The organism is Citrobacter sp. HN-141, from assembly GCF_033341895.1.
In the GTDB taxonomy this organism is placed as follows: domain Bacteria; phylum Pseudomonadota; class Gammaproteobacteria; order Enterobacterales; family Enterobacteriaceae; genus Citrobacter.
This window is the reverse complement of the sequence record NZ_JAWPBF010000002.1, coordinates 218,438-242,835: the sequence shown is the minus strand read 5'-3', so window position 1 is coordinate 242,835 and position 24,398 is coordinate 218,438. Positions and strand designations below refer to the sequence as shown.

26 protein-coding genes are annotated in these 24,398 nt (G+C 52.1%); 14 read left to right on the top strand and 12 right to left on the bottom strand.

Going from position 1 to position 24,398, the window contains the following annotated elements:
* Nucleotides 1-89 precede the first annotated feature (89 nt).
* Both tig and bolA read right to left on the bottom strand, forming a co-directional pair.
* On the bottom strand, nt 90-1,388 hold the full coding sequence (gene tig, locus RYZ59_RS04060) for a trigger factor (protein WP_137384629.1): 1,299 nt from the start codon (nt 1,386-1,388) through the stop codon (nt 90-92).
* A 345-nt stretch (nt 1,389-1,733) separates the two neighbouring features.
* Nucleotides 1,734-2,051: a transcriptional regulator BolA gene (gene bolA, locus RYZ59_RS04055; protein ID WP_040232707.1), complete on the bottom strand. Its 318-nt coding sequence runs from the start codon at nt 2,049-2,051 to the stop codon at nt 1,734-1,736.
* A 306-nt stretch (nt 2,052-2,357) separates the two neighbouring features.
* Here bolA and RYZ59_RS04050 point away from each other — a divergent pair, with 306 nt between their 5' ends.
* The 7 genes from RYZ59_RS04050 (at nt 2,358) to cyoE (ending at nt 9,713) form a co-directional block, all read left to right on the top strand.
* Nucleotides 2,358-2,936: a lipoprotein gene (locus RYZ59_RS04050; protein WP_005125164.1), complete on the top strand. Its 579-nt coding sequence runs from the start codon at nt 2,358-2,360 to the stop codon at nt 2,934-2,936.
* Between the two features lie 47 nt (nt 2,937-2,983).
* Nucleotides 2,984-4,459 (top strand): muropeptide MFS transporter AmpG, encoded by a 1,476-nt coding sequence (ampG, locus tag RYZ59_RS04045; RefSeq protein ID WP_318045206.1) that lies wholly within the window; start codon nt 2,984-2,986, stop codon nt 4,457-4,459.
* A gap of 459 nt (nt 4,460-4,918) precedes the next feature.
* Nucleotides 4,919-5,875 (top strand): cytochrome o ubiquinol oxidase subunit II, encoded by a 957-nt coding sequence (gene cyoA / locus RYZ59_RS04040; protein WP_202039301.1) that lies wholly within the window; start codon nt 4,919-4,921, stop codon nt 5,873-5,875.
* An 11-nt stretch (nt 5,876-5,886) separates the two neighbouring features.
* Entirely contained in the window at nt 5,887-7,878 is a 1,992-nt protein-coding gene (cyoB, locus tag RYZ59_RS04035) for a cytochrome o ubiquinol oxidase subunit I (protein WP_003021610.1), read from the top strand.
* Nucleotides 7,868-8,482: a cytochrome o ubiquinol oxidase subunit III gene (locus tag RYZ59_RS04030; protein WP_003831007.1), complete on the top strand. Its 615-nt coding sequence runs from the start codon at nt 7,868-7,870 to the stop codon at nt 8,480-8,482. Before cyoB ends, RYZ59_RS04030 begins: the two co-directional genes overlap by 11 nt.
* Entirely contained in the window at nt 8,482-8,811 is a 330-nt protein-coding gene (locus RYZ59_RS04025; protein WP_318044849.1) for a cytochrome o ubiquinol oxidase subunit IV, read from the top strand. The genes RYZ59_RS04030 and RYZ59_RS04025 overlap by 1 nt, the downstream gene beginning before the upstream one ends.
* Before the next feature lie 11 nt (nt 8,812-8,822).
* Nucleotides 8,823-9,713 (top strand): heme o synthase, encoded by an 891-nt coding sequence (gene cyoE, locus RYZ59_RS04020; protein WP_100194043.1) that lies wholly within the window; start codon nt 8,823-8,825, stop codon nt 9,711-9,713.
* A gap of 57 nt (nt 9,714-9,770) precedes the next feature.
* Here the strand turns inward: cyoE and RYZ59_RS04015 are convergent, their stop codons facing one another.
* The gene (locus RYZ59_RS04015) at nt 9,771-10,109 is read right to left on the bottom strand and encodes a DUF1493 family protein (protein WP_318044854.1); all 339 of its coding nucleotides are present in this window, start codon (nt 10,107-10,109) and stop codon (nt 9,771-9,773) included.
* Nucleotides 10,110-10,286: 177 nt separating this feature from the next.
* Entirely contained in the window at nt 10,287-10,619 is a 333-nt protein-coding gene (locus RYZ59_RS04010; RefSeq protein ID WP_318044856.1) for a DUF1493 family protein, read from the bottom strand.
* A 250-nt stretch (nt 10,620-10,869) separates the two neighbouring features.
* On the opposite strand from RYZ59_RS04010, the gene RYZ59_RS04005 reads away from it, so the two are divergent.
* Nucleotides 10,870-12,234, top strand: a complete 1,365-nt coding sequence (locus RYZ59_RS04005) for an MFS transporter (protein ID WP_318044857.1) — start codon at nt 10,870-10,872, stop codon at nt 12,232-12,234.
* Between the two features lie 46 nt (nt 12,235-12,280).
* On the opposite strand, the gene RYZ59_RS04000 is transcribed toward RYZ59_RS04005, so the two are convergent.
* The gene (locus tag RYZ59_RS04000) at nt 12,281-12,772 is read right to left on the bottom strand and encodes a YajQ family cyclic di-GMP-binding protein (protein ID WP_003831002.1); all 492 of its coding nucleotides are present in this window, start codon (nt 12,770-12,772) and stop codon (nt 12,281-12,283) included.
* Between the two features lie 174 nt (nt 12,773-12,946).
* Between RYZ59_RS04000 and panE the strand changes: the two genes are divergently transcribed.
* Together panE and yajL are read left to right on the top strand one after the other, a co-directional pair.
* On the top strand, nt 12,947-13,858 hold the full coding sequence (gene panE / locus RYZ59_RS03995) for a 2-dehydropantoate 2-reductase (protein WP_318044858.1): 912 nt from the start codon (nt 12,947-12,949) through the stop codon (nt 13,856-13,858).
* Nucleotides 13,821-14,411, top strand: coding sequence for a protein deglycase YajL (yajL, locus tag RYZ59_RS03990; protein ID WP_318044860.1), 591 nt, complete (start codon nt 13,821-13,823; stop codon nt 14,409-14,411). Before panE ends, yajL begins: the two co-directional genes overlap by 38 nt.
* Nucleotides 14,412-14,507: 96 nt before the next feature.
* Here the strand turns inward: yajL and thiI are convergent, their stop codons facing one another.
* Nucleotides 14,508-15,956, bottom strand: a complete 1,449-nt coding sequence (gene thiI, locus RYZ59_RS03985; protein WP_045440518.1) for a tRNA uracil 4-sulfurtransferase ThiI — start codon at nt 15,954-15,956, stop codon at nt 14,508-14,510.
* Between the two features lie 196 nt (nt 15,957-16,152).
* Between thiI and xseB the strand changes: the two genes are divergently transcribed.
* Genes xseB through yajO form a run of 4 tightly spaced genes read left to right on the top strand, consistent with a single transcriptional unit; the run spans nt 16,153 to nt 20,213 of the window.
* Nucleotides 16,153-16,395 carry an exodeoxyribonuclease VII small subunit gene (gene xseB, locus RYZ59_RS03980; protein ID WP_096759458.1) on the top strand — a complete coding sequence of 81 codons (243 nt, stop codon included), beginning with the start codon at nt 16,153-16,155 and terminating at the stop codon, nt 16,393-16,395.
* Complete coding sequence (gene ispA / locus RYZ59_RS03975; RefSeq protein WP_202039307.1) at nt 16,396-17,295, top strand: (2E,6E)-farnesyl diphosphate synthase; 900 nt, start codon at nt 16,396-16,398, stop codon at nt 17,293-17,295.
* Nucleotides 17,296-17,319: 24 nt separating this feature from the next.
* Nucleotides 17,320-19,182: a 1-deoxy-D-xylulose-5-phosphate synthase gene (gene dxs / locus RYZ59_RS03970; RefSeq protein ID WP_318044867.1), complete on the top strand. Its 1,863-nt coding sequence runs from the start codon at nt 17,320-17,322 to the stop codon at nt 19,180-19,182.
* Between the two features lie 56 nt (nt 19,183-19,238).
* Nucleotides 19,239-20,213, top strand: a complete 975-nt coding sequence (gene yajO, locus RYZ59_RS03965) for a 1-deoxyxylulose-5-phosphate synthase YajO (RefSeq protein WP_318044870.1) — start codon at nt 19,239-19,241, stop codon at nt 20,211-20,213.
* A 57-nt stretch (nt 20,214-20,270) separates the two neighbouring features.
* Here the strand turns inward: yajO and pgpA are convergent, their stop codons facing one another.
* The 6 genes from pgpA to nrdR form a co-directional block, all read right to left on the bottom strand.
* Entirely contained in the window at nt 20,271-20,789 is a 519-nt protein-coding gene (gene pgpA / locus RYZ59_RS03960) for a phosphatidylglycerophosphatase A (protein ID WP_318044873.1), read from the bottom strand.
* Nucleotides 20,767-21,744: a thiamine-phosphate kinase gene (thiL, locus tag RYZ59_RS03955; RefSeq protein ID WP_202039309.1), complete on the bottom strand. Its 978-nt coding sequence runs from the start codon at nt 21,742-21,744 to the stop codon at nt 20,767-20,769. The genes pgpA and thiL overlap by 23 nt, the downstream gene beginning before the upstream one ends.
* A 76-nt stretch (nt 21,745-21,820) precedes the next feature.
* The gene (nusB, locus tag RYZ59_RS03950; RefSeq protein ID WP_000801129.1) at nt 21,821-22,240 is read right to left on the bottom strand and encodes a transcription antitermination factor NusB; all 420 of its coding nucleotides are present in this window, start codon (nt 22,238-22,240) and stop codon (nt 21,821-21,823) included.
* A gap of 19 nt (nt 22,241-22,259) precedes the next feature.
* On the bottom strand, nt 22,260-22,730 hold the full coding sequence (gene ribE, locus RYZ59_RS03945) for a 6,7-dimethyl-8-ribityllumazine synthase (RefSeq protein ID WP_003021575.1): 471 nt from the start codon (nt 22,728-22,730) through the stop codon (nt 22,260-22,262).
* Nucleotides 22,731-22,816: 86 nt separating this feature from the next.
* Nucleotides 22,817-23,920, bottom strand: a complete 1,104-nt coding sequence (gene ribD / locus RYZ59_RS03940; RefSeq protein ID WP_318044878.1) for a bifunctional diaminohydroxyphosphoribosylaminopyrimidine deaminase/5-amino-6-(5-phosphoribosylamino)uracil reductase RibD — start codon at nt 23,918-23,920, stop codon at nt 22,817-22,819.
* A 3-nt stretch (nt 23,921-23,923) separates the two neighbouring features.
* Nucleotides 23,924-24,373 carry a transcriptional regulator NrdR gene (nrdR, locus tag RYZ59_RS03935; protein ID WP_003021571.1) on the bottom strand — a complete coding sequence of 150 codons (450 nt, stop codon included), beginning with the start codon at nt 24,371-24,373 and terminating at the stop codon, nt 23,924-23,926.
* Nucleotides 24,374-24,398 lie beyond the last annotated feature (25 nt).

The window sequence follows — 24,398 nt, the reverse complement described above, 5'->3', positions numbered from 1 at the left end:
CCTTCCCATGCAAAATGCGTGACAAAAAAAAACCCGCCACCAGAAGGTGACGGGTTTATGTGCGAATTTCGTGCTATAAAAGCGACGAATTACGCCTGCTGGTTCATCAGTTCGTTGAAAGTAGTGGCTTTTTCAGTCACTTTCGCTTTCGCCAGAACCGCTTCAACAGCCTGCTCTTCCAGAGCGACGTTACGCATGTTGTCCATCAGCTCTTTGTTTTTGCTGTAGAACTCAACAACTTCTTTCGGATCTTCGTAAGCAGAAGCCATCTCTTCGATCAGGCCTTTCACGCGATCTTCGTCAGCTTTCAGTTCGTTGGTACGAATCACTTCGCCCAGCAGCAGACCAACAACTACGCGACGCTTAGCCTGTTCTTCGAACAGTTCACGCGGCAGTTCCAGAGCTTGCTTCTCGTTGCCACCGAAACGCTGTGCAGCCTGACGACGCAGAACGTCGATTTCGCTGTCGATCAGTGCAGCAGGAACGTCGATGTCGTTGGCTTTAACCAGACCTTCGATCGCCTGAGACTTAACGCGGTTACGCACAGCGCCTTTCAGCTCACGTTCCATGTTTTTACGCACTTCAGCGCGCAGACCTGCTACGGAACCATCTTCAACGCCGAAACGTTTGATGAATTCTTCGGTCAGTTCCGGCAGTTCACGTTCTTCAACTTTCTTCAGGTTGATAACGAATTTAGCGGCTTTACCTTTCAGGTTTTCAGCGTGGTACTCTTCCGGGAAGGTCACGTCGATGGTGAATTCTTCGCCTGCTTTGTGGCCTTTAACGCCTTCTTCAAAGCCCGGGATCATACGACCCTGGCCCATCGCCAGTACGAAGTCAGACGCTTTGCCGCCTTCAAACTCTTCGCCGTCTACGGAACCGGTGAAGTCGATGGTTACACGGTCTTCTGCATCAGCAGCGCCGTCCTTGTCTTTCCAGGTAGCCTGCTGCTTACGCAGGGTATCCAGCATAACGTCAACGTCAGCGTCGGTAACTTCAACAACCGGTTTTTCAACTTCGATTGCGTCCAGACCGGTCAGCTCAACTTCCGGGTAAACTTCGAACTCTACCGCGTAAGTGAAATCTTCACCCAGTTTGTATTCGCCCGGAACGTAGTTCGGTGCGCCAGCCGGATTAATTTTTTCTTTGATGATGGCATCAACGAAGTTACGGCTCATCAGGTCACCCAGAACGTCCTGGCGAACAGAAGCGCCATAACGCTGAGCAACGACATTCATCGGTACTTTTCCTTTGCGGAAACCGTCAATACGCACTTTCTTCGCTACGTTGACCAGCTCGCTTTTCACAGCGGTCTCGATGCTGTCAGCAGCGATAGTAATCGTTACACGGCGGCCAAGGCCTTGAGTGGTTTCAACTGAAACTTGCATCTTGTTACCTCAAAAAATCACAGTGCTCGGTCAACTCTTCTCCGCAAGCACAGGTTGTTGGCTTCGCGGAACTGGGATGTTCTCATAATCAATCACATTCCCTGTCGTCAGAATCATCCCGAAGACATTCCGAAAAATAAGACGCGCATTATAGCGGCATCACTTTTATGAGTCGAGAACGGTTATTGCGCGTTGCTGCGGCTTTTTTCACAATTCCCGGCTAATTTTTGTCTGAATACTGGACGACCTACTCAGAATTCAGACAAAACAAAACGGCCCGCAGGCCGTTTTCACATAATCTGTAGCAACATACTGGAAAAGCGCCGGTTGTTGCAAATCCGTTTTTTAGGCGATGCTTCCCGCCCCACGACACGGGGGTGATGCAAAAATGGTGTCCTGCAACGCTTCCCACTCCTTAATGGTGTAGGTATGCAGGGCCAGAGCATGTACGGTTGTGGAAAGCTCCGCCGTTAACGTGCTGTAAATCATCCGATGACGATTAAGAAAACGTTCACCTGTAAAGCGATCGCTGACCAGCACAACCTTAAAGTGGCTTTCAGAACCTGCCGGGACATTGTGACGATAGCTTTCATCCACAACTTCGAGGAACACGGGTTGGAACGCTGCCCTTAATTTTTCTTCTATTTGCTCACGAATCATCATGAAATTTTTCCTCCGACAACGCTGAGATGTCACCCATCCCTTTAAATACTAGCCGCTTTTACCGTTTTCATTACACCTTAGCAACAAAAAATTAGCGCTTGTCTGATTTTCTCACCCAAACGAATGAAGTTCACTGATTCTTGTGTTCGCGTCATTGCAAAAAGGCCATTTATGGTCTCTACAACATCATCAAACGGACAACATGATGAATTTACATGCGTTACCCACTTCCCCTCATCGTTGGCGATGTTATGATGGCGGGAATTTTCTCTAACCATACAATTTAGATTCGCTGAGAGCCCTGGCATGTTTAAAAAAATCCTCTTCCCTTTAGTCGCGCTGTTTATGTTGGCTGGCTGCGCAACTCCGCCCACTACCATCAACGTATCGCCGAAAATTACCCTGCCACAGCAGGATCCGAGTCTGATGGGAGTAACTGTCAGCATCAACGGCGCTGACCAGCGTCAGGATCAGGCGCTGGCAAAAGTGACCCGCGACAATCAACTGGTTACGCTGACTGCGTCTCGCGATCTGCGCTTCCTGCTGCAAGAAGTGCTGGAAAAACAGATGACTGCACGCGGTTATATGGTGGGTCCAAACGGTGCAGTTAACCTGCAAATCATCGTAAGCCAGCTGTACGCTGATGTGTCTCAAGGTAGCGTGCGCTATAACATCGCCACCAAAGCAGACATCGCCATTATTGCAACGGCGGCCAACGGCAATAAGATGACCAAAAACTACCGTGCAAGCTACTCTGTTGAAGGCGCATTCCAGGCCTCTAACAAAAATATTGCTGATGCCGTTAACAGCGTCTTGACCGACACCATCGCTGATATGTCCCAGGACACCAGCGTTCACGATTTCATCAAGCAGAACGCTCGCTAATTTAAGCCCCCTGACCCGGCATTTCGCCGGGTCAGCTTTTAATGCCCATGTCCAATCATTATTTACGTATTTTTCAGCAACCAAAATCAGCGATTCTGCTGATGCTAGGTTTTGCTTCCGGTTTACCGCTCGCCCTGACCTCCGGTACGCTTCAGGCGTGGATGACGGTCGAAAATATCGATCTAAAAACTATCGGTTTCTTTTCTCTGGTCGGCCAGGCCTACGTATTTAAGTTTCTCTGGTCCCCGGTAATGGACCGCTATACCCCACCGTTTTTAGGTCGTCGTCGCGGTTGGCTGTTGACTACCCAGGTATTGCTTCTTATTTCCATCGCCGCGATGGGTTTTCTGGAACCTGGCACGCAGTTACGCTGGATGGCGGCACTCGCAGTGGTGATCGCATTTTGTTCGGCGTCGCAGGATATTGTTTTTGACGCCTGGAAAACAGACGTTTTACCGGCAGAAGAACGCGGTACCGGTGCAGCAATCAGCGTACTGGGTTACCGCCTGGGGATGCTGGTTTCCGGTGGTCTGGCCCTGTGGATGGCCGACCGCTGGCTAGGCTGGCAAGGTATGTACTGGCTGATGGCCGCGTTACTGATTCCCTGCATTATCGCCACCCTGTTAGCGCCCGAACCCACTGACACCATTCCCGTGCCTAAAACATTGGAACAAGCGGTTGCTGCGCCACTGCGTGACTTTTTTGGTCGTAACAACGCCTGGCTGATTTTGCTGCTGATTGTGCTGTACAAGCTTGGCGATGCGTTCGCCATGAGCCTGACCACCACGTTTTTAATCCGCGGCGTCGGATTTGATGCCGGTGAAGTCGGAGTGGTCAATAAAACGCTGGGGCTGTTGGCGACAATAGTCGGTGCGCTGTACGGCGGGGTCCTGATGCAGCGTCTTTCGCTGTTTCGCGCATTGCTGATTTTCGGCATTCTGCAGGGCGTATCGAATGCCGGATACTGGCTGCTTTCTATTACCGACAAGCACATGTTCAGTATGGCAGCCGCCGTCTTCTTCGAAAACCTGTGCGGCGGGATGGGCACGGCGGCGTTTGTCGCCTTATTAATGACGCTGTGTAATAAATCCTTCTCCGCAACGCAGTTCGCCCTGCTCTCCGCGCTTTCCGCTGTGGGGCGCGTTTATGTCGGCCCGGTGGCAGGCTGGTTTGTCGAAGCACACGGTTGGCCCACATTTTATCTGTTTTCCGTGTTTGCCGCGATCCCTGGACTCCTGCTGCTGCTGGTTTGTCGCCAGACGCTGGAACATAGCTGGCAAAATGAGAGTTTTATTCCACGCACAGAGTTCCGTGGGGCGTACAATCTTGCTTTGATGACGCTGGTGACGGGCTGCTGTTTGCTGGCTGTTTGGCTGTTGCTGCTCACCATGAACGCACTGGATTACACCAACTTCTCTTTCCTGGCTGAGCTGCTTGAAGTCTCAGTCGCGGTCGCCATCTGTGGCGTCGTATTTGGTGGGTTACTGGACTATCTTGCACTACGAAAAACACGTCTGATGTAATTTTTCACATTAATTTGGCCGTTGTAATCACCTTGCGTAATTATAACGGCTAAATAAACAGCAGTTAATGAAAATAATATTTGTTGTTTTGTGCGCCATAGAATTTGGAAATTATTGACTCCTTTTATAAATTCTATTTCCCTTACTCGATTCAGCCGAATCACATTTATTTTTTGTTCTTTATTTGTCTTTTTATTGATAATCAATTGTTAAACAATTGTTTTATTTTCGTATTGGTTATACCAATTGCCCTCAACAGCGCCCCTGCTCACCCGCTTTCGTTATAACGTGATGTTGCAACAGGTTCTTAAAGCCGAAGCGACATATATTGCAACATATGTGACATGCGCGGCAGAACCCGGTAACACAGATCCAATGATGTTTACAGTAATGTAACCTTCCCGTAAAATGCCCTCACACTTTAAACGCCACCCGGTCCCGTGGAATTGAGGTCGTTAAATGAGACTCAGGAAATACAATAAAAGTTTGGGATGGTTGTCATTAATTGCAGGCACTGCATTACTCAGTGGCTGTAATTCTGCGCTGCTTGACCCTAAAGGACAGATTGGACTGGAACAACGGTCATTGATACTGACGGCATTTGGCCTGATGTTGATTGTCGTTATTCCTGCCATCTTGATGGCTGTTGGTTTTGCCTGGAAGTACCGTGCAAGCAATAAAGATGCGAAGTACAGCCCGAACTGGTCACACTCCAATAAAGTGGAAGCTGTGGTCTGGACGGTGCCTATCTTAATCATCATTTTCCTTGCCGTTCTGACCTGGAAAACCACTCACGCTCTTGAGCCAAGCAAACCGCTGGCGCATGACGAGAAGCCCATTACCATCGAAGTGGTTTCCATGGACTGGAAATGGTTCTTCATCTATCCGGAACAAGGTATCGCTACCGTGAATGAAATCGCCTTCCCGGCGAATACTCCGGTTGAATTCAAAGTGACATCCAACTCCGTGATGAACTCCTTCTTTATCCCGCGTCTGGGTAGCCAGATTTATGCCATGGCCGGCATGCAGACTCGACTGCATCTGATCGCCAACGAAGTCGGTACTTATGATGGTATCTCCGCAAGTTATAGCGGACCAGGCTTCTCCGGTATGAAGTTCAAGGCTATCGCAACAAAGGACCGCGCCGAATTCGACCAATGGGTTGCTAAAGCTAAACAGTCCACGAACACCATGAGCGACATGGCTGCGTTCGAGAAAGTGGCTGCGCCAAGCGAATACAACTCGGTGGAATACTTCTCCAACGTGAAACCGGATTTGTTTAAAGACGTTATTAACAAATTTATGGCTCACGGTAAGAGCATGGACATGACCCAACCCGAAGGTGAGCACAGCGCACATGAAGGAATGGAAGGCATGGACATGAGCCACGCGGAATCCGCGAACTCAAGGGGCTGAGGAAGAATACGATGTTCGGAAAATTAACACTGGATGCAGTTCCGTTCCATGAACCAATCGTCATGGTTACGATCGCTGCCATTATCATCGGTGGTGCGGCCTTACTCGGCCTTATCACTTACTTCGGTAAGTGGACCTACCTGTGGAAAGAGTGGCTAACCTCGGTTGACCACAAACGCCTTGGCATCATGTATGTCATCGTCGCAATCGTCATGTTGATTCGTGGCTTTGCCGACGCCATCATGATGCGTAGTCAGCAAGCGCTGGCTTCTGCAGGTGAAGCAGGCTTCCTGCCTCCTCACCACTACGACCAGATCTTCACGGCTCACGGCGTGATTATGATCTTCTTCGTGGCAATGCCATTTGTTATCGGTCTGATGAACCTGGTGGTTCCGCTGCAGATCGGCGCACGTGACGTTGCATTCCCGTTCCTGAACAACCTGAGCTTCTGGTTCACCGTTGTCGGCGTAATCCTGGTTAACCTTTCTCTGGGCGTGGGTGAATTCGCGCAGACCGGTTGGCTGGCGTATCCGCCACTTTCGGGAATAGAGTACAGTCCAAGCGTCGGGGTCGATTATTGGATATGGGCGGTCCAGTTGTCCGGTATCGGTACAACGCTGACCGGTATCAACTTCTTTGTGACCATCATTAAGATGCGTGCACCAGGAATGACCATGTTCAAGATGCCGGTATTTAGCTGGGCATCTCTGTGCGCAAACATCCTGATTATCGCCTCTTTCCCAATCCTGACGGTTACCGTCGCGTTGCTAACCCTGGATCGCTATCTGGGCACCCATTTCTTTACCAACGATATGGGCGGCAACATGATGATGTACATCAACCTGATTTGGGCCTGGGGCCATCCGGAAGTGTACATTCTGGTTCTGCCGGTGTTCGGTGTGTTCTCCGAAATCGCGGCAACCTTCTCGCGTAAACGCCTGTTTGGTTACACCTCGCTGGTGTGGGCAACCGTGTGTATCACCGTTCTGTCGTTCGTTGTTTGGCTGCACCACTTCTTCACCATGGGTGCGGGCGCTAACGTAAACGCCTTCTTCGGTATTACCACCATGATTATCGCCATCCCGACCGGGGTGAAGATCTTCAACTGGCTGTTCACCATGTATCAGGGCCGTATCGTATTCCACTCAGCGATGCTGTGGACGATTGGCTTCATCGTCACCTTCTCAGTCGGCGGTATGACCGGCGTACTGCTGGCGGTGCCGGGTGCGGACTTCGTACTGCACAACAGCCTGTTCCTGATTGCGCACTTCCATAACGTTATTATCGGCGGCGTCGTATTTGGTTGCTTCGCAGGTATGACCTACTGGTGGCCAAAAGCGTTTGGCTTCACGCTGAACGAAACCTGGGGTAAACGCGCATTCTGGTTCTGGATCATCGGCTTCTTCGTGGCATTTATGCCGCTGTACGTGCTGGGCTTTATGGGTATGACCCGTCGCCTCAGCCAGCAGATTGACCCGCAGTTCCATCCAATGCTGGTCGTTGCCGCCTGCGGTGCCGCGCTGATTGCACTGGGTATCCTGTGCCAGCTGATTCAGATCTACGTGTCTATTCGCGACCGCGAGCAGAACCGTGACCTGACCGGTGACCCATGGGGTGGTCGTACGCTGGAGTGGGCAACCTCTTCCCCGCCTCCGTTCTATAACTTTGCCGTTGTGCCGCACGTTCACGAGCGTGATGCCTTCTGGGAAATGAAAGAAAAAGGTGAAGCGTACAAGCAGCCTGCGCACTATGAAGAAATTCATATGCCGAAGAACAGCGGTGCTGGTATCGTCATTACCGCCTTCGCAACACTGTTTGGTTTCGCCATGATCTGGCATATCTGGTGGCTGGCGATTGCAAGCTTCGCAGGCATGATCATCAGCTGGATTGTGAAAAGCTTTGATGAAGACGTGGATTACTACGTGCCGGTCCCGGAAGTCGAAAAACTGGAAAACCAGCATTTCGATGAGATTACTAAGGCAGGGCTGAAAAATGGCAACTGATACTTTAACGCACGCGACTGCCCACGCGCACGAACACGGGCACCACGATGCAGGCCAGACCAAGATCTTCGGATTCTGGGTCTACCTGATGAGCGACTGCATTCTGTTCTCTATTCTGTTTGCAACCTATGCCGTTCTGGTGAACGGCACCGCAGGTGGCCCGACAGGTAAGGACATTTTTGAACTGCCGTTCGTTCTGGTTGAAACATTCCTGCTGTTATTCAGCTCCATTACTTACGGCATGGCAGCGATTGCCATGTACAAGAACAACAAGAGCCAGGTTATCTCCTGGCTGGCGTTGACCTTCTTGTTCGGTGCCGGATTCATCGGGATGGAACTCTATGAATTCCATCACCTGATTGTTAACGGTATGGGCCCGGATCGCAGCGGCTTCCTGTCTGCGTTCTTCGCGCTGGTCGGTACTCACGGTCTGCACGTCACCTCCGGTCTTATCTGGATGGCTGTGCTGATGGTGCAAGTTGCTCGTCGCGGCCTGACCAGTACTAACCGTACCCGCATCATGTGCCTGAGCCTGTTCTGGCACTTCCTGGATGTGGTGTGGATCTGTGTGTTCACTGTTGTTTATCTGATGGGGGCGATGTAATGAGTCATTCTAACGAGAGCGGCGGCGCATCCCATGGCAGCGTAAAAACCTACATGACAGGGTTTATCCTGTCGGTAATCCTGACGGTCATTCCGTTCTGGATGGTGATGACAGGTTCTGCCTCTCCGGCCGTCATTCTGGGAACTATTCTGGTAATGGCAGTGGTACAGATTCTGGTGCACCTGGTGTGCTTCCTGCACATGAATAGCAAATCTGATGAAGGTTGGAACATGACGGCCTTTGTCTTTACTGTGCTAATCATCGCCATCCTAGTTGTGGGCTCCATCTGGATTATGTGGAACCTTAACTACAACATGATGATGCACTAAGAGCGGCGATTATGATGTTTAAGCAATACCTGCAAGTAACGAAACCAGGCATCATCTTTGGCAACCTGATCTCGGTGATTGGGGGATTCCTGCTGGCCTCAAAAGGCAGCATTGATTATCCCCTGTTTATCTACACGCTGGTTGGGGTGTCACTGGTTGTGGCGTCGGGTTGTGTATTTAACAACTACATCGACAGGGATATCGACAGGAAGATGGAGAGGACCAAAAACCGCGTGCTGGTTAAAGGTCTGATTTCCCCTGCGGTCTCACTGGTCTACGCCACCCTGCTGGGTATTGCTGGCTTTATGCTGCTGTGGTTTGGCGCAAACCCTCTGGCCTGCTGGCTGGGGGTAATGGGCTTCGTGGTCTATGTGGGTGTCTATAGCCTGTATATGAAGCGCCATTCCGTTTACGGTACGCTGATTGGCTCACTCTCCGGCGCTGCGCCGCCGGTGATTGGCTACTGCGCCGTAACCGGTGTGTTTGATAGCGGTGCGCTGATTCTGCTGGCTATTTTCAGCCTGTGGCAGATGCCGCACTCTTACGCGATTGCGATTTTCCGCTTCAAGGATTATCAGGCAGCCAACATCCCGGTACTGCCGGTGGTGAAAGGTATTTCGGTCGCGAAGAACCATATCACGTTGTACATCGTGGCGTTTGCTATCGCCACGCTGATGCTAACCCTGGGCGGCTATGCAGGATATAAATACCTGATTGTTGCAGCGGCGGTGAGCGTCTGGTGGTTGGGCATGGCGCTGCGCGGTTATAAAGTGGAAGATGACAGAGTCTGGGCGCGCAAGCTGTTCGGTTTCTCCATCATCGCCATTACCGCACTGAGCGTCATGATGTCCGTCGACTTTATGGTGCCAAACTCGCAGAACTTGCTGACTTACGTCTGGTAAGAATCTGCAGATACGAAAAGGGTGCTCCGGCACCCTTTTTATTGGCAGGAATATTATTCAGTCATAGAGCCATTTCCCAGCCTTTGCTGACTCGATAATCATACCTACTGTCAAAGGCTTTAACTCAATTTCAGGAGGATCTTTTCGCCAGAAAGGGTATTCTTGTTCAATATAATTCCTTCCATCAAACGTCGAGTATTCAATATCAAAATGCTCAAATAAATCAGCTAAAAAATCATACGCATCTTCCGGAACAAACTGAAAATCATCCTCAAGGGTCCATTCTTTAGTGACCTGCTTAAGACCAGGTCTGAACCAACGTTCCCTGATTGGGTAATTCTTCATGCTGTACTCAATAACTTCAGCTTCATAATTTCTCATCAGAAAGATGTCCATTGAATGCGTTCTTTTTGGCGCGCTAATGTGATGATATCATTAGACTTTATGATGCATAATTCACACAGTCTGTTGACCTGGGTTGGGTAAATTCAGCGAATGCTAACAGGGTACTTCGGCATCTTTTTTTACTACGCGATTTTGAGAGCGTCAGGTCTCGTCTTTTTGTTCATCAGGTCAGATCTCAAACAGCCATTTCCCCGCTTCAGCCGACTCAGCAAACATCCTTACGGTTAACGGTAAACGTGTTGCTTCCACTTCTTCCCGGTTAGCTTTGAACCATCTCGTGAATAGTGGCAGATTGTGCCATGGATAATAAGGTTTCCAGTTCACACATGATAAATCGACTTTGAACTCTTTCTCATATCTATCCAGAGCACTGTGGAGATCATCACCGGGGGCGTCAAACAATTCTGAGTCGAGTTCTAAAGGAACCTCCTTCCAGTTTTCATCCCAAAACCCAGGTATTTCTTCCCTGAAAAGCTTTAATACATCGTCTTGAATACTCATTAGATTGATGTCCACTAAATACAGTCATCAGCTTGAAGCAATTGATTATATTTATCGCGAAATACCATTTTCCTTTTCCCTCTTTCCATTAGAAACAACCACAAAAAGACTACACCTGTAATTATCGCAAGTAAATTAGTTGCAATTGTAACTATTTCAATTTTCCCGCTACACAATTCCACATATCGTAGTGGTTTACCCCATTCCTTCCCCGCTTTACACTAGGCGCGAAATTAATACAGAGGTGGGAATGAACGATTACAAAATGACGCCCGGTGAGTTGCGCGCCACCTGGGGTTTAGGGACCGTATTCTCGTTGCGCATGCTTGGCATGTTTATGGTCCTGCCGGTTCTGACCACATACGGTATGGCGCTACAAGGTGCCAGCGAAGCGCTGATAGGCCTTGCCATCGGTATTTATGGTCTGGCGCAGGCCGTTTTCCAGATCCCCTTTGGTCTGCTCTCTGACCGTATTGGTCGTAAGCCGCTTATTGTCGGCGGACTGGCGGTATTCGTTCTCGGCAGCGTGATTGCCGCCCTCTCCGATTCCATCTGGGGAATTATTCTCGGCCGGGCGCTGCAAGGCTCTGGCGCGATTGCCGCCGCCGTGATGGCGCTGCTTTCCGACTTAACGCGCGAACAAAATCGTACCAAAGCAATGGCGTTTATCGGCGTTAGCTTTGGTATTACTTTCGCGATTGCGATGGTACTTGGGCCGATCGTCACCCATGCGCTGGGACTACACGCACTGTTCTGGATGATTGCCGCGCTCGCCACCACCGGTATTGTGCTGACCATTTGGGTCGTTCCCAATAGCACCAGCCACGTGCTGAACCGCGAATCAGGCATGGTCAAAGACAGCTTCAGTAAAGTGCTGGCGGAGCCTAAACTGCTGAAGCTCAATTTCGGCATCATGTGCCTACATATTTTACTGATGTCCACCTTCGTGGCTCTGCCAGGCCAACTGGCAAAAGCGGGCTTCCCCGCCGCCGAGCACTGGAAAGTTTATCTGGTGACGATGCTGCTGTCCTTTGTCTCCGTAGTGCCGTTCATCATTTACGCCGAAGTGAAGCGCAAGATGAAACGCGTGTTCCTCGCCTGCGTGTTACTGATCCTTATTGCAGAGATTGTATTGTGGAGCGCTAACATTCGTTTCTGGGGTCTGATTGCCGGCGTGCAAATATTCTTCCTCGCCTTCAACCTGATGGAAGCCCTCCTCCCCTCGCTTATCAGCAAAGAGTCCCCGGCTGGCTATAAAGGCACGGCGATGGGTGTTTACTCCACCAGCCAGTTTCTTGGCGTGGCGATTGGCGGTTCGCTCGGCGGTTGGGTGGTCGAAATGTTTGATGGTCAGGCGGTATTTCTGGCCGGTGCACTTCTGGCGGCAGTTTGGTTGGCGGTGGCAAGTACAATGAAAGAGCCGCCATATGTCAGCAGCCTGCGCGTGGAAATCCCACCAGAGATTGCTGCGGATGACACCCTGAAGCAGCGTCTGCTGGCAAAAGAAGGCGTCAGTGAAGTATTACTGGTGGCAAAAGAGCATTCGGCCTACGTGAAGATCGACAGCAAAGTGACAAATCGATTTGAGGTTGAACAGACGATTAGCCAGGCTTGAAGATGAGATTTGTCAGATGGCGGCTCACGCCATCTGACATAACGACTTAATCGCGGAAGTTCTTGAACTGGAACGGCTGTCCGAGATCGCCACCGCGAACCAGCGCCATGACGGATTGCAGATCGTCACGCGCCTTACCGGTCACACGAATTTCTTCGCCCTGAATCTGCGCCTGCACCTTCAGTTTGCTGTCTTTGATCAACTTGACAATTTTCTTCTGCACTGCGCTTTCAATGCCTTGCTTCAGCTTAGCTTCGACAAACCAGGTTTTACCGCTGTGCACGAAGGTTTCTGGGACGTCCAGCGACGTGCCCTCAATGCCGCGTTTCAACAGCTTGGCACGCAAAATATCCAGCAGCTGATTGACCTGGAAATCAGACTCGCTCAGCACCTTAATCGTCTTATTTGACTCGTTCAGCTCAAAGGTGGCCTCAACGCCACGAAAATCGAAGCGTGACTCCACTTCGCGGCTGGCATTATCGACCGCGTTACGAGCTTCCTGAAGATCAACTTCAGAAACAATATCGAAAGATGGCATCTTTTCCTCTCCCTTCATTTTTGATGCGAAGCATAATACCTGCAAAGTTACTCAACAGACAGCGCTATACTAGGCTGTATCCTTTAATTGTACGTGGTACTGATAGCTGCGAACAATAATGGGATGTAGCGGATATGGATTAACACCTGGTGCTGTTGCAGGTGAGGAGGAAGAATGAAAATTACCGTACTGGGATGCGGAGCGTTAGGCCAGCTTTGGCTAACCGCGCTATGCAAACATGGACATGAGGTGCAGGGGTGGCTACGCGTACCGCAACCCTATTGCAGCGTGAACCTGATCGACACGGATGGATCCGTTTTTAATGAATCCCTGACGGCAAACGACCCCGACTTTTTGGCGAAAAGCGACCTGCTGCTAGTCACCCTCAAAGCCTGGCAGGTTTCTGATGCGGTAAAAGGCCTGGCCGCAATTCTGCCTGAAACCACTCCTATTCTGCTGATTCACAACGGCATGGGAACGATTGAAGAGTTGCATAACATTAAGCAACCTCTGCTGATGGGCACCACCACTCACGCGGCACGCCGCGACGGGAACGTCATTATTCATGTCGCCCAGGGCACAACGCGTATTGGCCCGGCACGTGAACAAGATGGTGATTTCAGTTATCTGGCTGAAATCCTGCAAGATGTCCTGCCTGATGTCGCCTGGCACGACACTATTCGCGCCGAGCTGTGGCGCAAACTGGCCGTCAACTGCGTCATTAACCCACTCACCGCACTCTGGAACTGTCCCAACGGCGAGCTGCGTCAGCATCCAGAAAAAATAGCGTTGATATGCGAGGAAGTGGCGGCGGTCATCGAGCGCGAAGGCCACCACACATCAGTGGATGATTTACGCTATTATGTCGAGCAAGTGATTGACAGTACGGCGGAAAATATCTCATCAATGCTGCAGGATATTCGTGCCATGCGCCATACTGAGATCGACTACATTACCGGTTATTTGTTAAAACGCGCACGTGCGCACGGCATCGCCGTCCCGGAAAATGCCCACCTGTTTGAAATGGTTAAGAGAAAGGAGAGTGAGTATGAGCGCTCAGGCACTGGTATGTCTCGCCCCTGGTAGTGAAGAGACCGAAGCGGTCACCACTATCGATCTGCTGGTTCGTGGCGGCATTAAGGTCACGACCGCAAGCGTCGCCAGCGATGGCAACCTGACGATTGTGTGCTCACGCGGAGTAAAGCTGCTGGCGGATGCGCCATTAGTCGAAGTTGCTGACGGCGATTTCGACATTATCGTGTTGCCTGGCGGTATTAAAGGCGCCGAGTGTTTTCGCGACAGCCCGTTGCTTATCGAAACGGTGAAACAATTCCATCGTTCCGGGCGCATTGTCGCCGCGATTTGTGCCGCTGCCGCCACCGTGCTCGTCCCGCACGATATTTTCCCCATCGGTAACATGACCGGTTTTCCGGCGCTGAAAGACCAAATTCCCACCGATCAGTGGCAGGACAAGCGAGTGGTATGGGATCCGCGTGTCAACCTGTTAACCAGCCAGGGACCGGGGACTTCCATCGATTTCGGTTTAAAAATCATTGATCTTCTGGTGAGTCGCGAAAAAGCTTACGAAGTGGCATCACAACTGGTGATGGCTGCGGGAATTTATAACTACTACGAGTAAGCATACTTGTCGGATGGCAGCGTAAACGCCTTATCAGACCTACAAAAACGTATAATTTGTAGGCCTGATAAGCACAGCGTCATCAGGCAAAAGGGACTACGGACGATACACCTTCACGTTTTCAAAGCCCTGCTCGCGCAGATACAGCGCCTGCAGACGGCTCATCACCCCGCGTTCGCACCACAGCAGCCAGGTTTTATTCTGGTCCAGATCGCCGAATTTAGTGCTCAGCTTGTAGAACGGCAGAGAAACCACGTCCACGCCTTCAACCTTCAGCGGTTTATCATCCTGTTCATCCACAGAACGGATATCCAGAATCACATCGTTCGGGCCGAAACCGCTCACGGTTTCCACTTCCACCACGGTCTGCTGCGTCTGCTGGGCGATGTCGCGAATGTCGATATTGTTGGCTTCTTCAACCACTTTATCGAGGATCGAGAAATCGAAGTTTTCTTCTTCGGCTTCAATCTTCGCTTTAATCGCTTTCACCGTCGGGCTTTTCGAGATCACCCCGCAGTATTCCGGCATGGTACGAGCGAAGTCCTCGGTACCAATTTCACGCGCCAGATTGATGATGTGCTCTTTATCATGGGAGATAAGCGGGCGCAGGATCAGGGTGTCAGATACGTTATCGATTAAACGCAGATTGGTCAGCGTCTGGCTGGACACCTGGCCCAGCGCTTCACCGGTCACCAGCGCCTGTACGCCATAGCGTTCAGCCACTTTAGACGCCGCACGGACCATCATGCGCTTAAGGACCACGCCCATCTGGCCGTCGTCGACTTTTTCCAGGATCTCACCGACTACCGGTTCAAAGTTGATCGCAACAAAGCGTACGCGATGTGAGCTACCAAAACGGTTCCACAGATAATGCGCCACCTGGCGAACGCCGATTTCATGCGCAGCCCCGCCGAGGTTGAAGAAGCAATAATGTACGCGGCAGCCGCGACGCATCAGCATGTAGCTGGAAACGCCGGAGTCGAAACCACCAGAGATCAGCGACAGAACGTCTTCTTGTGTACCAATCGGGAAACCGCCGATACCTTCATAGCGGCCTTTAACCAGCAGCAGACGGTCGTTTTCGATTTCAAGATTAACCGTCACGTCCGGCTTCGTCAGCTTCACGCGTGCGGATTCAATATGCTGATTCAGTCCGCCGCCAACATAACGTTCCACCTCGATGGAGCTAAACTCATGCTTGCCGCGGCGCTTGACGCGCACACAGAAGGTTTTTCCTTCCAGTTGATCGCGATACTGCACCAGCGCTTTCTCGAAAATATCGTGCATATCGGTAAACGGCACGTCTTCTACTTCGAGAATATGGTGGATACCCGGGATTCGGGTTAACGCGTCACGAATATCCAGACGCTGGCTTTCATCTTTGGCGCGAACCTCAACGTGATCCCAGTGACGGACAACGGCAAGGTCTTCATCGTAGTGCTTTAAAACGTTACGGATGTTCCCTGTCAGAATTTTTATAAAGCGCAAACGCACAGATTGGCTTTTGATGGTGATTTCTGGGAACAATTTAATGATAAACTTCATGGCGGCAATGGTTCTTTGGCAAGTCTGAACGACTTGTGATGGAAAATAATACAGCAGCCCATACCCGCGACTGCATCCAGGCGCGCAAGTATACCACCATCGCGCGGCTACTGTGCACATTGCGCGTTATTTGCTTATCAGTGCGAGTCCGTTACCATAGTCTTGTGCTGTCAATACAGAGAGTCAGACATTCATTATGCCGAAGAAAAATGAAGCGCCCGCCAGCTTTGAAACTGCGCTGAGCGAGCTGGAACAGATTGTCACCCGTCTGGAAAGCGGCGATTTGCCGCTGGAAGAGGCGCTGAACGAATTCGAACGTGGCGTACAGTTGGCGCGTCAGGGACAGGTCAAATTGCAGCAGGCTGAACAGCGCGTGCAAATCCTGCTGTCAGAAACTGAAGACGCCGCCCTCACGCCTTTTACACCGGATAATGAGTAAATGGATTTTACGCAGCAGCTACAGGCTTGCGTTGAGCAGGCTAACCAGGCACTGAGCCGTTTTATCGCGCCACTGCCCTTTCAGAACACTCCCGTGGTCGAAACCATGCAATATGGCGCATTATTAGGCGGTAAACGTCTGCGCCCGTTTTTGGTGTATGCGACCGGTCAGATGTTTGGCGTAAGCCTGAGTACGCTTGACGCCCCCGCCGCCGCGGTTGAGTGCATCCATGCCTATTCACTGATGCACGACGATTTACCCGCGATGGACGACGATGATCTGCGTCGCGGTCTGCCAACCTGCCACGTCAAGTTTGGCGAAGCGAATGCGATTCTGGCCGGTGATGCGCTGCAAACGCTGGCGTTCTCTATTATCAGCGACGCCCCGATGCCGGAAGTCGCCGACCGTGACCGCATCGCGATGATCTCTGAACTGGCTCAGGCCAGTGGTATCGCCGGTATGTGTGGCGGTCAGGCGCTGGATCTGGCAGCAGAAGGTCAGCAGGTAGAACTGGCGGCGCTGGAGCGTATTCATCGCCATAAAACTGGCGCATTGATTCGCGCCGCCGTTCGTCTGGGTGCGTTAAGTGCTGGCGATAAAGGGAGAGAACTTCTGCCGATACTCGACAAATACGCCGAAAGTATCGGTCTGGCCTTCCAGGTTCAGGATGACATCCTGGATGTGGTAGGCGATACTGCAACATTGGGTAAACGTCAGGGTGCCGACCAGCAGCTTGGCAAAAGTACCTATCCTGCACTTCTGGGTCTTGAGCAAGCCCGGAATAAAGCCCGGGATTTAATTGAGGATGCCCGCCAGTCATTAAGTTTGCTGGCCGCACAGTCTCTCGATACCTCGGCACTGGAAGCGCTAGCGGACTACATAATCCAGCGTGATAAATAAACCAACATATCCCATGAGCTTGCGATGAGTTTTGATATAGCCAAATACCCGACCCTGGCGTTGGTCGACTCCACCCAGGAGTTAAGACTGCTGCCAAAAGAGAGCCTGCCTAAGCTTTGCGACGAACTGCGCCGCTATTTGCTCGACAGCGTGAGCCGTTCCAGCGGGCACTTCGCCTCTGGTCTGGGCACGGTGGAACTCACCGTCGCGCTGCACTATGTCTACAACACCCCGTTCGACCAGTTAATCTGGGATGTGGGACATCAGGCTTATCCGCACAAAATTCTTACCGGCCGCCGCGATAAGATTGGCACTATTCGCCAGAAAGGCGGCCTGCATCCGTTCCCGTGGCGCGGCGAGAGTGAGTATGACGTACTGAGCGTTGGCCACTCCTCAACCTCTATCAGCGCAGGCATCGGCATTGCGGTTGCCGCCGAGAAAGAAGGCAAAGAGCGCCGTACTGTATGCGTCATTGGCGACGGTGCCATCACCGCCGGGATGGCGTTTGAAGCGATGAACCATGCGGGCGATATTAAGCCCGACATGCTGGTTATCCTCAATGACAATGAAATGTCGATTTCGGAAAACGTCGGTGCGCTGAATAACCACCTGGCGCAACTGCTCTCTGGAAAACTCTATTCGTCGCTGCGCGAAGGCGGCAAGAAAGTGTTCTCCGGCGTGCCGCCGATTAAAGAGCTGCTCAAGCGTACCGAAGAACACATCAAAGGCATGGTTGTGCCGGGTACGCTGTTTGAAGAGCTGGGCTTTAACTATATTGGTCCGGTAGACGGTCACGACGTGCTGGGGCTTATCACTACGCTGAAAAACATGCGCGATCTGAAAGGCCCGCAGTTCCTGCACATCATGACCAAAAAGGGTCGTGGCTACGAGCCTGCGGAAAAAGATCCGATTACCTTCCACGCGGTGCCCAAATTCGATCCGTCCAGCGGATGTCTGCCGAAAAGCAGCGGCGGCCTGCCGAGCTATTCAAAAATCTTCGGTGACTGGCTGTGCGAAACCGCGGCGAAAGACAATAAGCTGATGGCGATCACCCCGGCGATGCGCGAAGGCTCCGGTATGGTGGAGTTTTCACGTAAGTTCCCGGACCGCTATTTCGATGTGGCGATTGCCGAGCAGCACGCAGTGACGTTTGCGGCCGGCCTGGCGATTGGTGGTTATAAACCCATCGTCGCTATCTATTCCACGTTCCTGCAACGCGCCTACGATCAGGTGCTGCACGATGTTGCCATTCAGAAACTGCCGGTCCTGTTCGCCGTTGATCGGGCAGGAATCGTGGGTGCTGATGGGCAAACTCACCAGGGTGCATTCGATCTTTCCTTCCTGCGCTGCATCCCGGAAATGGTCATTATGACCCCGAGCGATGAGAACGAATGTCGCCAAATGTTGTTTACCGGCTATCACTACAACAATGGCCCAACGGTCGTGCGTTATCCACGCGGTACTGCCGTAGGTGTTGAGCTGACGCCGCTGGAACAATTGCCTATCGGTAAAGGTATCGTCAAGCGTCACGGTGAGAAACTGGCGATTCTGAACTTCGGTACGTTGATGCCGGAAGCGGCTCAGGTCGCGGAATCGCTGAACGCAACGCTGGTCGATATGCGCTTCGTGAAACCGCTGGATGAAACACTGATTCTGGAAATGGCAGCACAGCACGACATGCTGGTGACGATTGAAGAAAACGCCATTATGGGCGGCGCAGGTAGCGGTGTAAACGAAGTGCTGATGGCGCATCGTAAGCCGGTTCCGGTACTGAACATTGGTCTGCCTGATTTCTTCATTCCCCAGGGTACTCAGGACGAGGCTCGCGCCGAACTGGGCCTGAATGCAGCCGGAATTGAGGCCAAAATCAAGGCCTGGCTGGCATAATCCCCCCCTCGCTCCTGCTATGCTTAATAAATAACACGCTAAGCAGGAGCGAATTTATGCAATACAACACCTTAGGAAAAACAGACCTTCGGGTCTCCCGCCTTTGTTTGGGCTGCATGACGTTTGGCGAACCCAATCGCGGCAATCACGCCTGGACGCTACCAGAAGAGAGTAGTCGCCCGATTATCAAACATGCCCTTGAGGGTGGTATTAACTTTTTCGATACCGCAAACAGTTACTCCGCAGGCAGCAGTGAGGAAATTGTCGGCCGTGCGCTGCGCGATTTCGCCCGCCGCGAAGATGTCGTGGTCGCGACCAAGGTTTTTCACCGTGTTGGCGACCTGCCGGAAGGATTATCCCGTGCGCAAATTCTGCGTTCTATTGATGACAGCCTGAAACGTCTTGGTATGGACTATGTCGATATCCTGCAAATTCACCGCTGGGATTACAACACGCCCATTGAAGAAACGCTGGAAGCGCTTAATGACGTCGTGAAAGCCGGAAAAGCGCGTTACATCGGCGCATCCTCCATGCACGCTTCGCAGTTTGCTCAGGCACTGGCCCTGCAGAAACAACACGGCTGGGCGCAATTTATCAGCATGCAGGATCACTACAACCTGATCTACCGCGAAGAAGAACGCGACATGCTACCGCTTTGCTCTAAGGAAGGTGTGGCGGTGATCCCATGGAGTCCGCTGGCACGTGGTCGCCTGACGCGCCCGTGGGGAGAAACCACCGCACGCCTGGTTTCCGATGAAGTCGGCAAAAACCTGTACAGAGAAAGTGATGAAAACGACGCGCAAATTGCTGCACGATTGACTGGCGTCAGTGAAGAACTGGGCGCTACACGTGCTCAGGTCGCTCTGGCATGGCTGTTAAGCAAGCCAGGCATCGCCGCGCCGATTATCGGCTCATCGCGGGAAGAACAGTTGGATGAATTACTTAACGCGGTAGATTTAACGCTGAAACCAGAGCACATTGCCGAACTGGAGATGCCGTACAAACAGCATCCGGTGGTGGGATTTAAATAAGCGCGGTTGTAGATTGTAGGCCGGATAAGGCGTTTACGCCGCCATCCGGCATCCCCTTTAAATGATCCCTACCGGCCAGTGATAGCCAATAAAGTACAGTATCCCGGCGGACAGTATCCCAGCCACGATATCATCGATCATGATCCCCGTACCACCATGTACGTTACGATCGAACCAGCGAATCGGCCAGGGTTTCCACATATCCAGAATACGGAAAATCACAAATCCAGCGGCAACCCACTGCCAGTCGTTGGTCGGTAGGGCCATCAGGGTTATCCACATCCCGACAAACTCGTCCCAGACAATGCTGCCGTGATCGTGCACGCCCATATCTTTTGCCGTCTGATGGCACAGATAGACGCCGATACAGATCGACAGCATGACCACCAGTGAATAGAGTTGCCACGGCAGAAATGTCATTAAATACCAAAATGGGATCGCCGCCAGCGATCCCATGGTGCCCGGTACAATCGGGCTCAATCCACTGCCAAATCCGGTAGCCAGCAGGTGCCACGGATTACGCATGCTCAAACGGCTTTTTGCGACATCTTTTTTAAGGCGCGGCAAAATGGTCATATCCTTTCCAGTCAAACGTGACGGGCTTTCCATCACGCGTAAAATGAATGCCTTCCACATCCGCACTCATCTGCCCAATGCAGGTAAACGGTGTGCCGAGATGCCCCAGCGCGACGTCCAGCGCCCCACGATTCATTTCCGGTACGGTAAAGCATAACTCATAATCTTCACCGCCCGAGAGCGCCCAACGCAACGCCTGTTCAGGCTCGACGTGTTGGGTAAACGCAGTGGAATATGGCAGAGCATCGACGTTAATCCGTGCGCCGCAGCCACTGGCATTAACGATATGGCCCAGATCGGAAATCAGACCGTCCGAGAGATCGATAGCGGCGCTCGCCAGGTCGCGCAGGGCTTGCCCTTGTAAAATTCGCGGCGTGGGACGCAGGTGTCGCTTGAGCAGATAGTCAGCGTCTTTGGCATCAGTTACCTGCAATCGGTTTTGCAGAATAGCTAACCCGGCAGCGCTGTCGCCCGGCGTACCGGTAACGTAAATCCAGTCGCCCGGTTTCGCACCGGAGCGTTTTAAGGCCCGCCCAACCGGGACGTAGCCATGAATACCCAGCGTCATCGACAGCGGCCCACGCGTGGTGTCACCGCCAATCAGCTGCATATCATAGTAATTCAGGAGCTCAAACAGGCCATCACTGAAAGCTTCAAGCCAGGCTTCATCGACGTCAGGCAATGTGATTGCCAGCGTCAGCCATGCAGGATCGGCCCCCATCGCCGCCAGATCGCTCAAGTTCACCGCCAGCGCTTTCCAGGCCAGGTCTGTGGGATCGATATCGGGGAGGAAGTGGTTGCCTGCCACCAGCGTATCGGTGCTGATCGCCAGCGTCTGTTTTTCAGGAATGTTCAGAAGTGCGCAATCGTCGCCAATACCGGTTTCGACATCAAGACGAGAGCTTCTTACGCGGTCAAAATAACGGGCAATCAGGGAAAACTCGCCACATGCCATACGTTATGCCTCAGCAGGAAAAAAGAAAAAGCCGGGGACAGTGGAAACAGGTTCCACCCTCCAGCCGGCCTCGGGATCACTTTTTGTTGGGGCGAATCACAGGTGCTGCTTTATCCAGTACGCCGTTGACGAATTTATGGCTATCTTCAGCGCCGAAGGTTTTCGCCAGTTCAATCGCTTCGTTAATGGCCACTTTATACGGCACATCACTACGCTTAGACAGTTCAAACAGCGCAATACGCAGCACGGCTTTTTCTACCTGACCCAGCTCTTCCAACAGGCGAGACAGGTAAGGCTTCATTAGTCCATCCAGGTACGCGCTGTTAGTCGCCACCCCGGACAGCAGTTCACGGAAATACAGAACGTCGACATCTTTAACGTCCTGTTCCGCCAGGAACTGGTATTCAACATCAGCGATGTCGTTCTGGGACAACTGCCAGGAGTAGAGCGCCTGGACGGCACACTCACGGGCGCGGCGACGAGCAGCAGGTTTCACGGATTTCCCCTTACAAAAATCAGGCCTTGATGGCTTTCAATACATTAATCATTTCAAGCGCAGTCAGTGCAGCTTCTGCGCCTTTGTTGCCGGCTTTGGTGCCAGCACGTTCGATGGCTTGTTCAATACTTTCGGTGGTCAGAACACCGAAGGCTACCGGAATACCGCTGTCCTGAGCGACATGCGCCAGGCCATTGCTTGCACCGCCAGCCACATATTCGAAGTGTGCGGTACCGCCACGGATAACCGTACCCAGCGCAATCACCGCGTCATATTTACCGGTTTTTGCCAGTGCGTCAGCCGCCAGCGGCAGCTCATACGCGCCTGGAACCCAAACGACGGTAATATTTTCATCTTTAACCTGACCAATACGTTTCAGGGCGTCGATCGCACCTTCCAGCAGGCTGTCATTGATAAAGTTGTTGAAACGCGCAATGGTGATGGCGACGCGAGCGTCCGGGGTAGCAACGTTAGCTTCAATAATGTTCATATTCTTCCTTCGGATTCACTAGACCCCGCAGGGGGGCGGATTTTATCATAATAATCTGTGCGCTGCTTCCCTTTCGAACCGGGAGATCATGCGCCCACTAAATGCAGGCAAAGGTCCGGACCTACATGGCGTATTTCGTTGAATTTGAAATGGGGGGCATCAGCCAGTTTCTCAAGGCCTGGAAGCACACATAATCCCCGGGCATCGCTGCCTAACAGTTTAGGCGCAACATAGACGATTAGCTCATCCACCACGCCAGCCTGTAATAACGCGCCTGCAAGTGTTGGCCCGGCCTCAACCCAAATGCTGTTAATTTGCTGCTTGCCCAGCTGCATCATCAACACCACCAGATCCAGATGCCCGTTATGTTCCGGCACTTTCAGGCTACGAACCGTTTCCGGCCAGCTGCGAGAATCGTCCTGGGTACGGACGATCCAGGTTTCTCCGGGCTGTTGCACAATACGATGCGCCGGTGTTACCTGGTTCTGGCTATCAAGTACAATACGGATCGGCTGACGCAAATTTTCCTGCGGATAACTCGCCTGGGTTGACTCCCCCAGTTCTTCCCAACGGATGGTAAGCTGAGGGTCATCCGCCAGTACCGTGGCACTGCTGGTTAAGATGGCATGGCTTTGCGCGCGCAGGCGTTGCACATCGCGGCGCGCCTGCGGCGAGGTTATCCACTGGCTTTCACCACTGGCCATCGCCGTGCGCCCATCAAGCGAGGCGCCCAGCTTGAGCTGTACGTAAGGGAATCCGGTACGCATCCGTTTGAGAAAGCCCTTATTAAGCTGCTCAACTTCGCTCATCATCAGGCCATGGCTGACGTCAATGCCCGCCTGCTGCAAGCGATAAAGCCCACGGCCAGCGACCTGTGGATTAGGATCTTGCATAGCAGCAACCACACGCGTCACACCGGCGGCGATCAGCGCATCGCAGCACGGCGGCGTGCGACCATGATGACTACAGGGTTCAAGCGTAACGTAGGCCGTTGCCCCCTGCGCTTTTTCTCCCGCCATACGCAGAGCATGGACTTCGGCATGCGGTTCGCCCGCGCGATGGTGATACCCCTCACCGACGATTTCCCCATCTTTAACAATCACACAGCCCACGTTGGGATTGGGGTGAGTAGTAAAACGTCCGCGCGCGGCAAGCTTCAGCGCTCGCGCCATGTACAATTCATCCTGCATGGCTTAGTCCTGTAGGCGAGCAATCTCTTCGCCAAATTCTTTGATATCTTCGAAGCTCCGGTAAACCGAGGCAAAGCGGATGTAGGCGACTTTATCGAGCTTTTTCAACTGCTCCATCACCAGGTTGCCGATCATCTTACTCGGCACCTCACGCTCACCCGTCGCACGCAGCTGCGATTTTATATGGTTTAACGCCATTTCGACGTCATCTGCGCTGACCGGACGTTTTTCAAGCGCTCTGAGCATGCCGCTACGCAGCTTCTCTTCATTAAAGGGTTCACGCACATCGTTGCTTTTTACAACGCGCGGCATAACAAGTTCAGCCACCTCAAAAGTGGTAAAACGTTCGTTACAGACCAGACACTGTCGGCGGCGGCGTACCGAAGAGCCCTCGCCCACAAGACGAGAGTCAATTACCTTAGTGTCTACGGCGAAACAGAATGGGCAATGCATACGGCGTCCTGTACCTTAGTGGTTC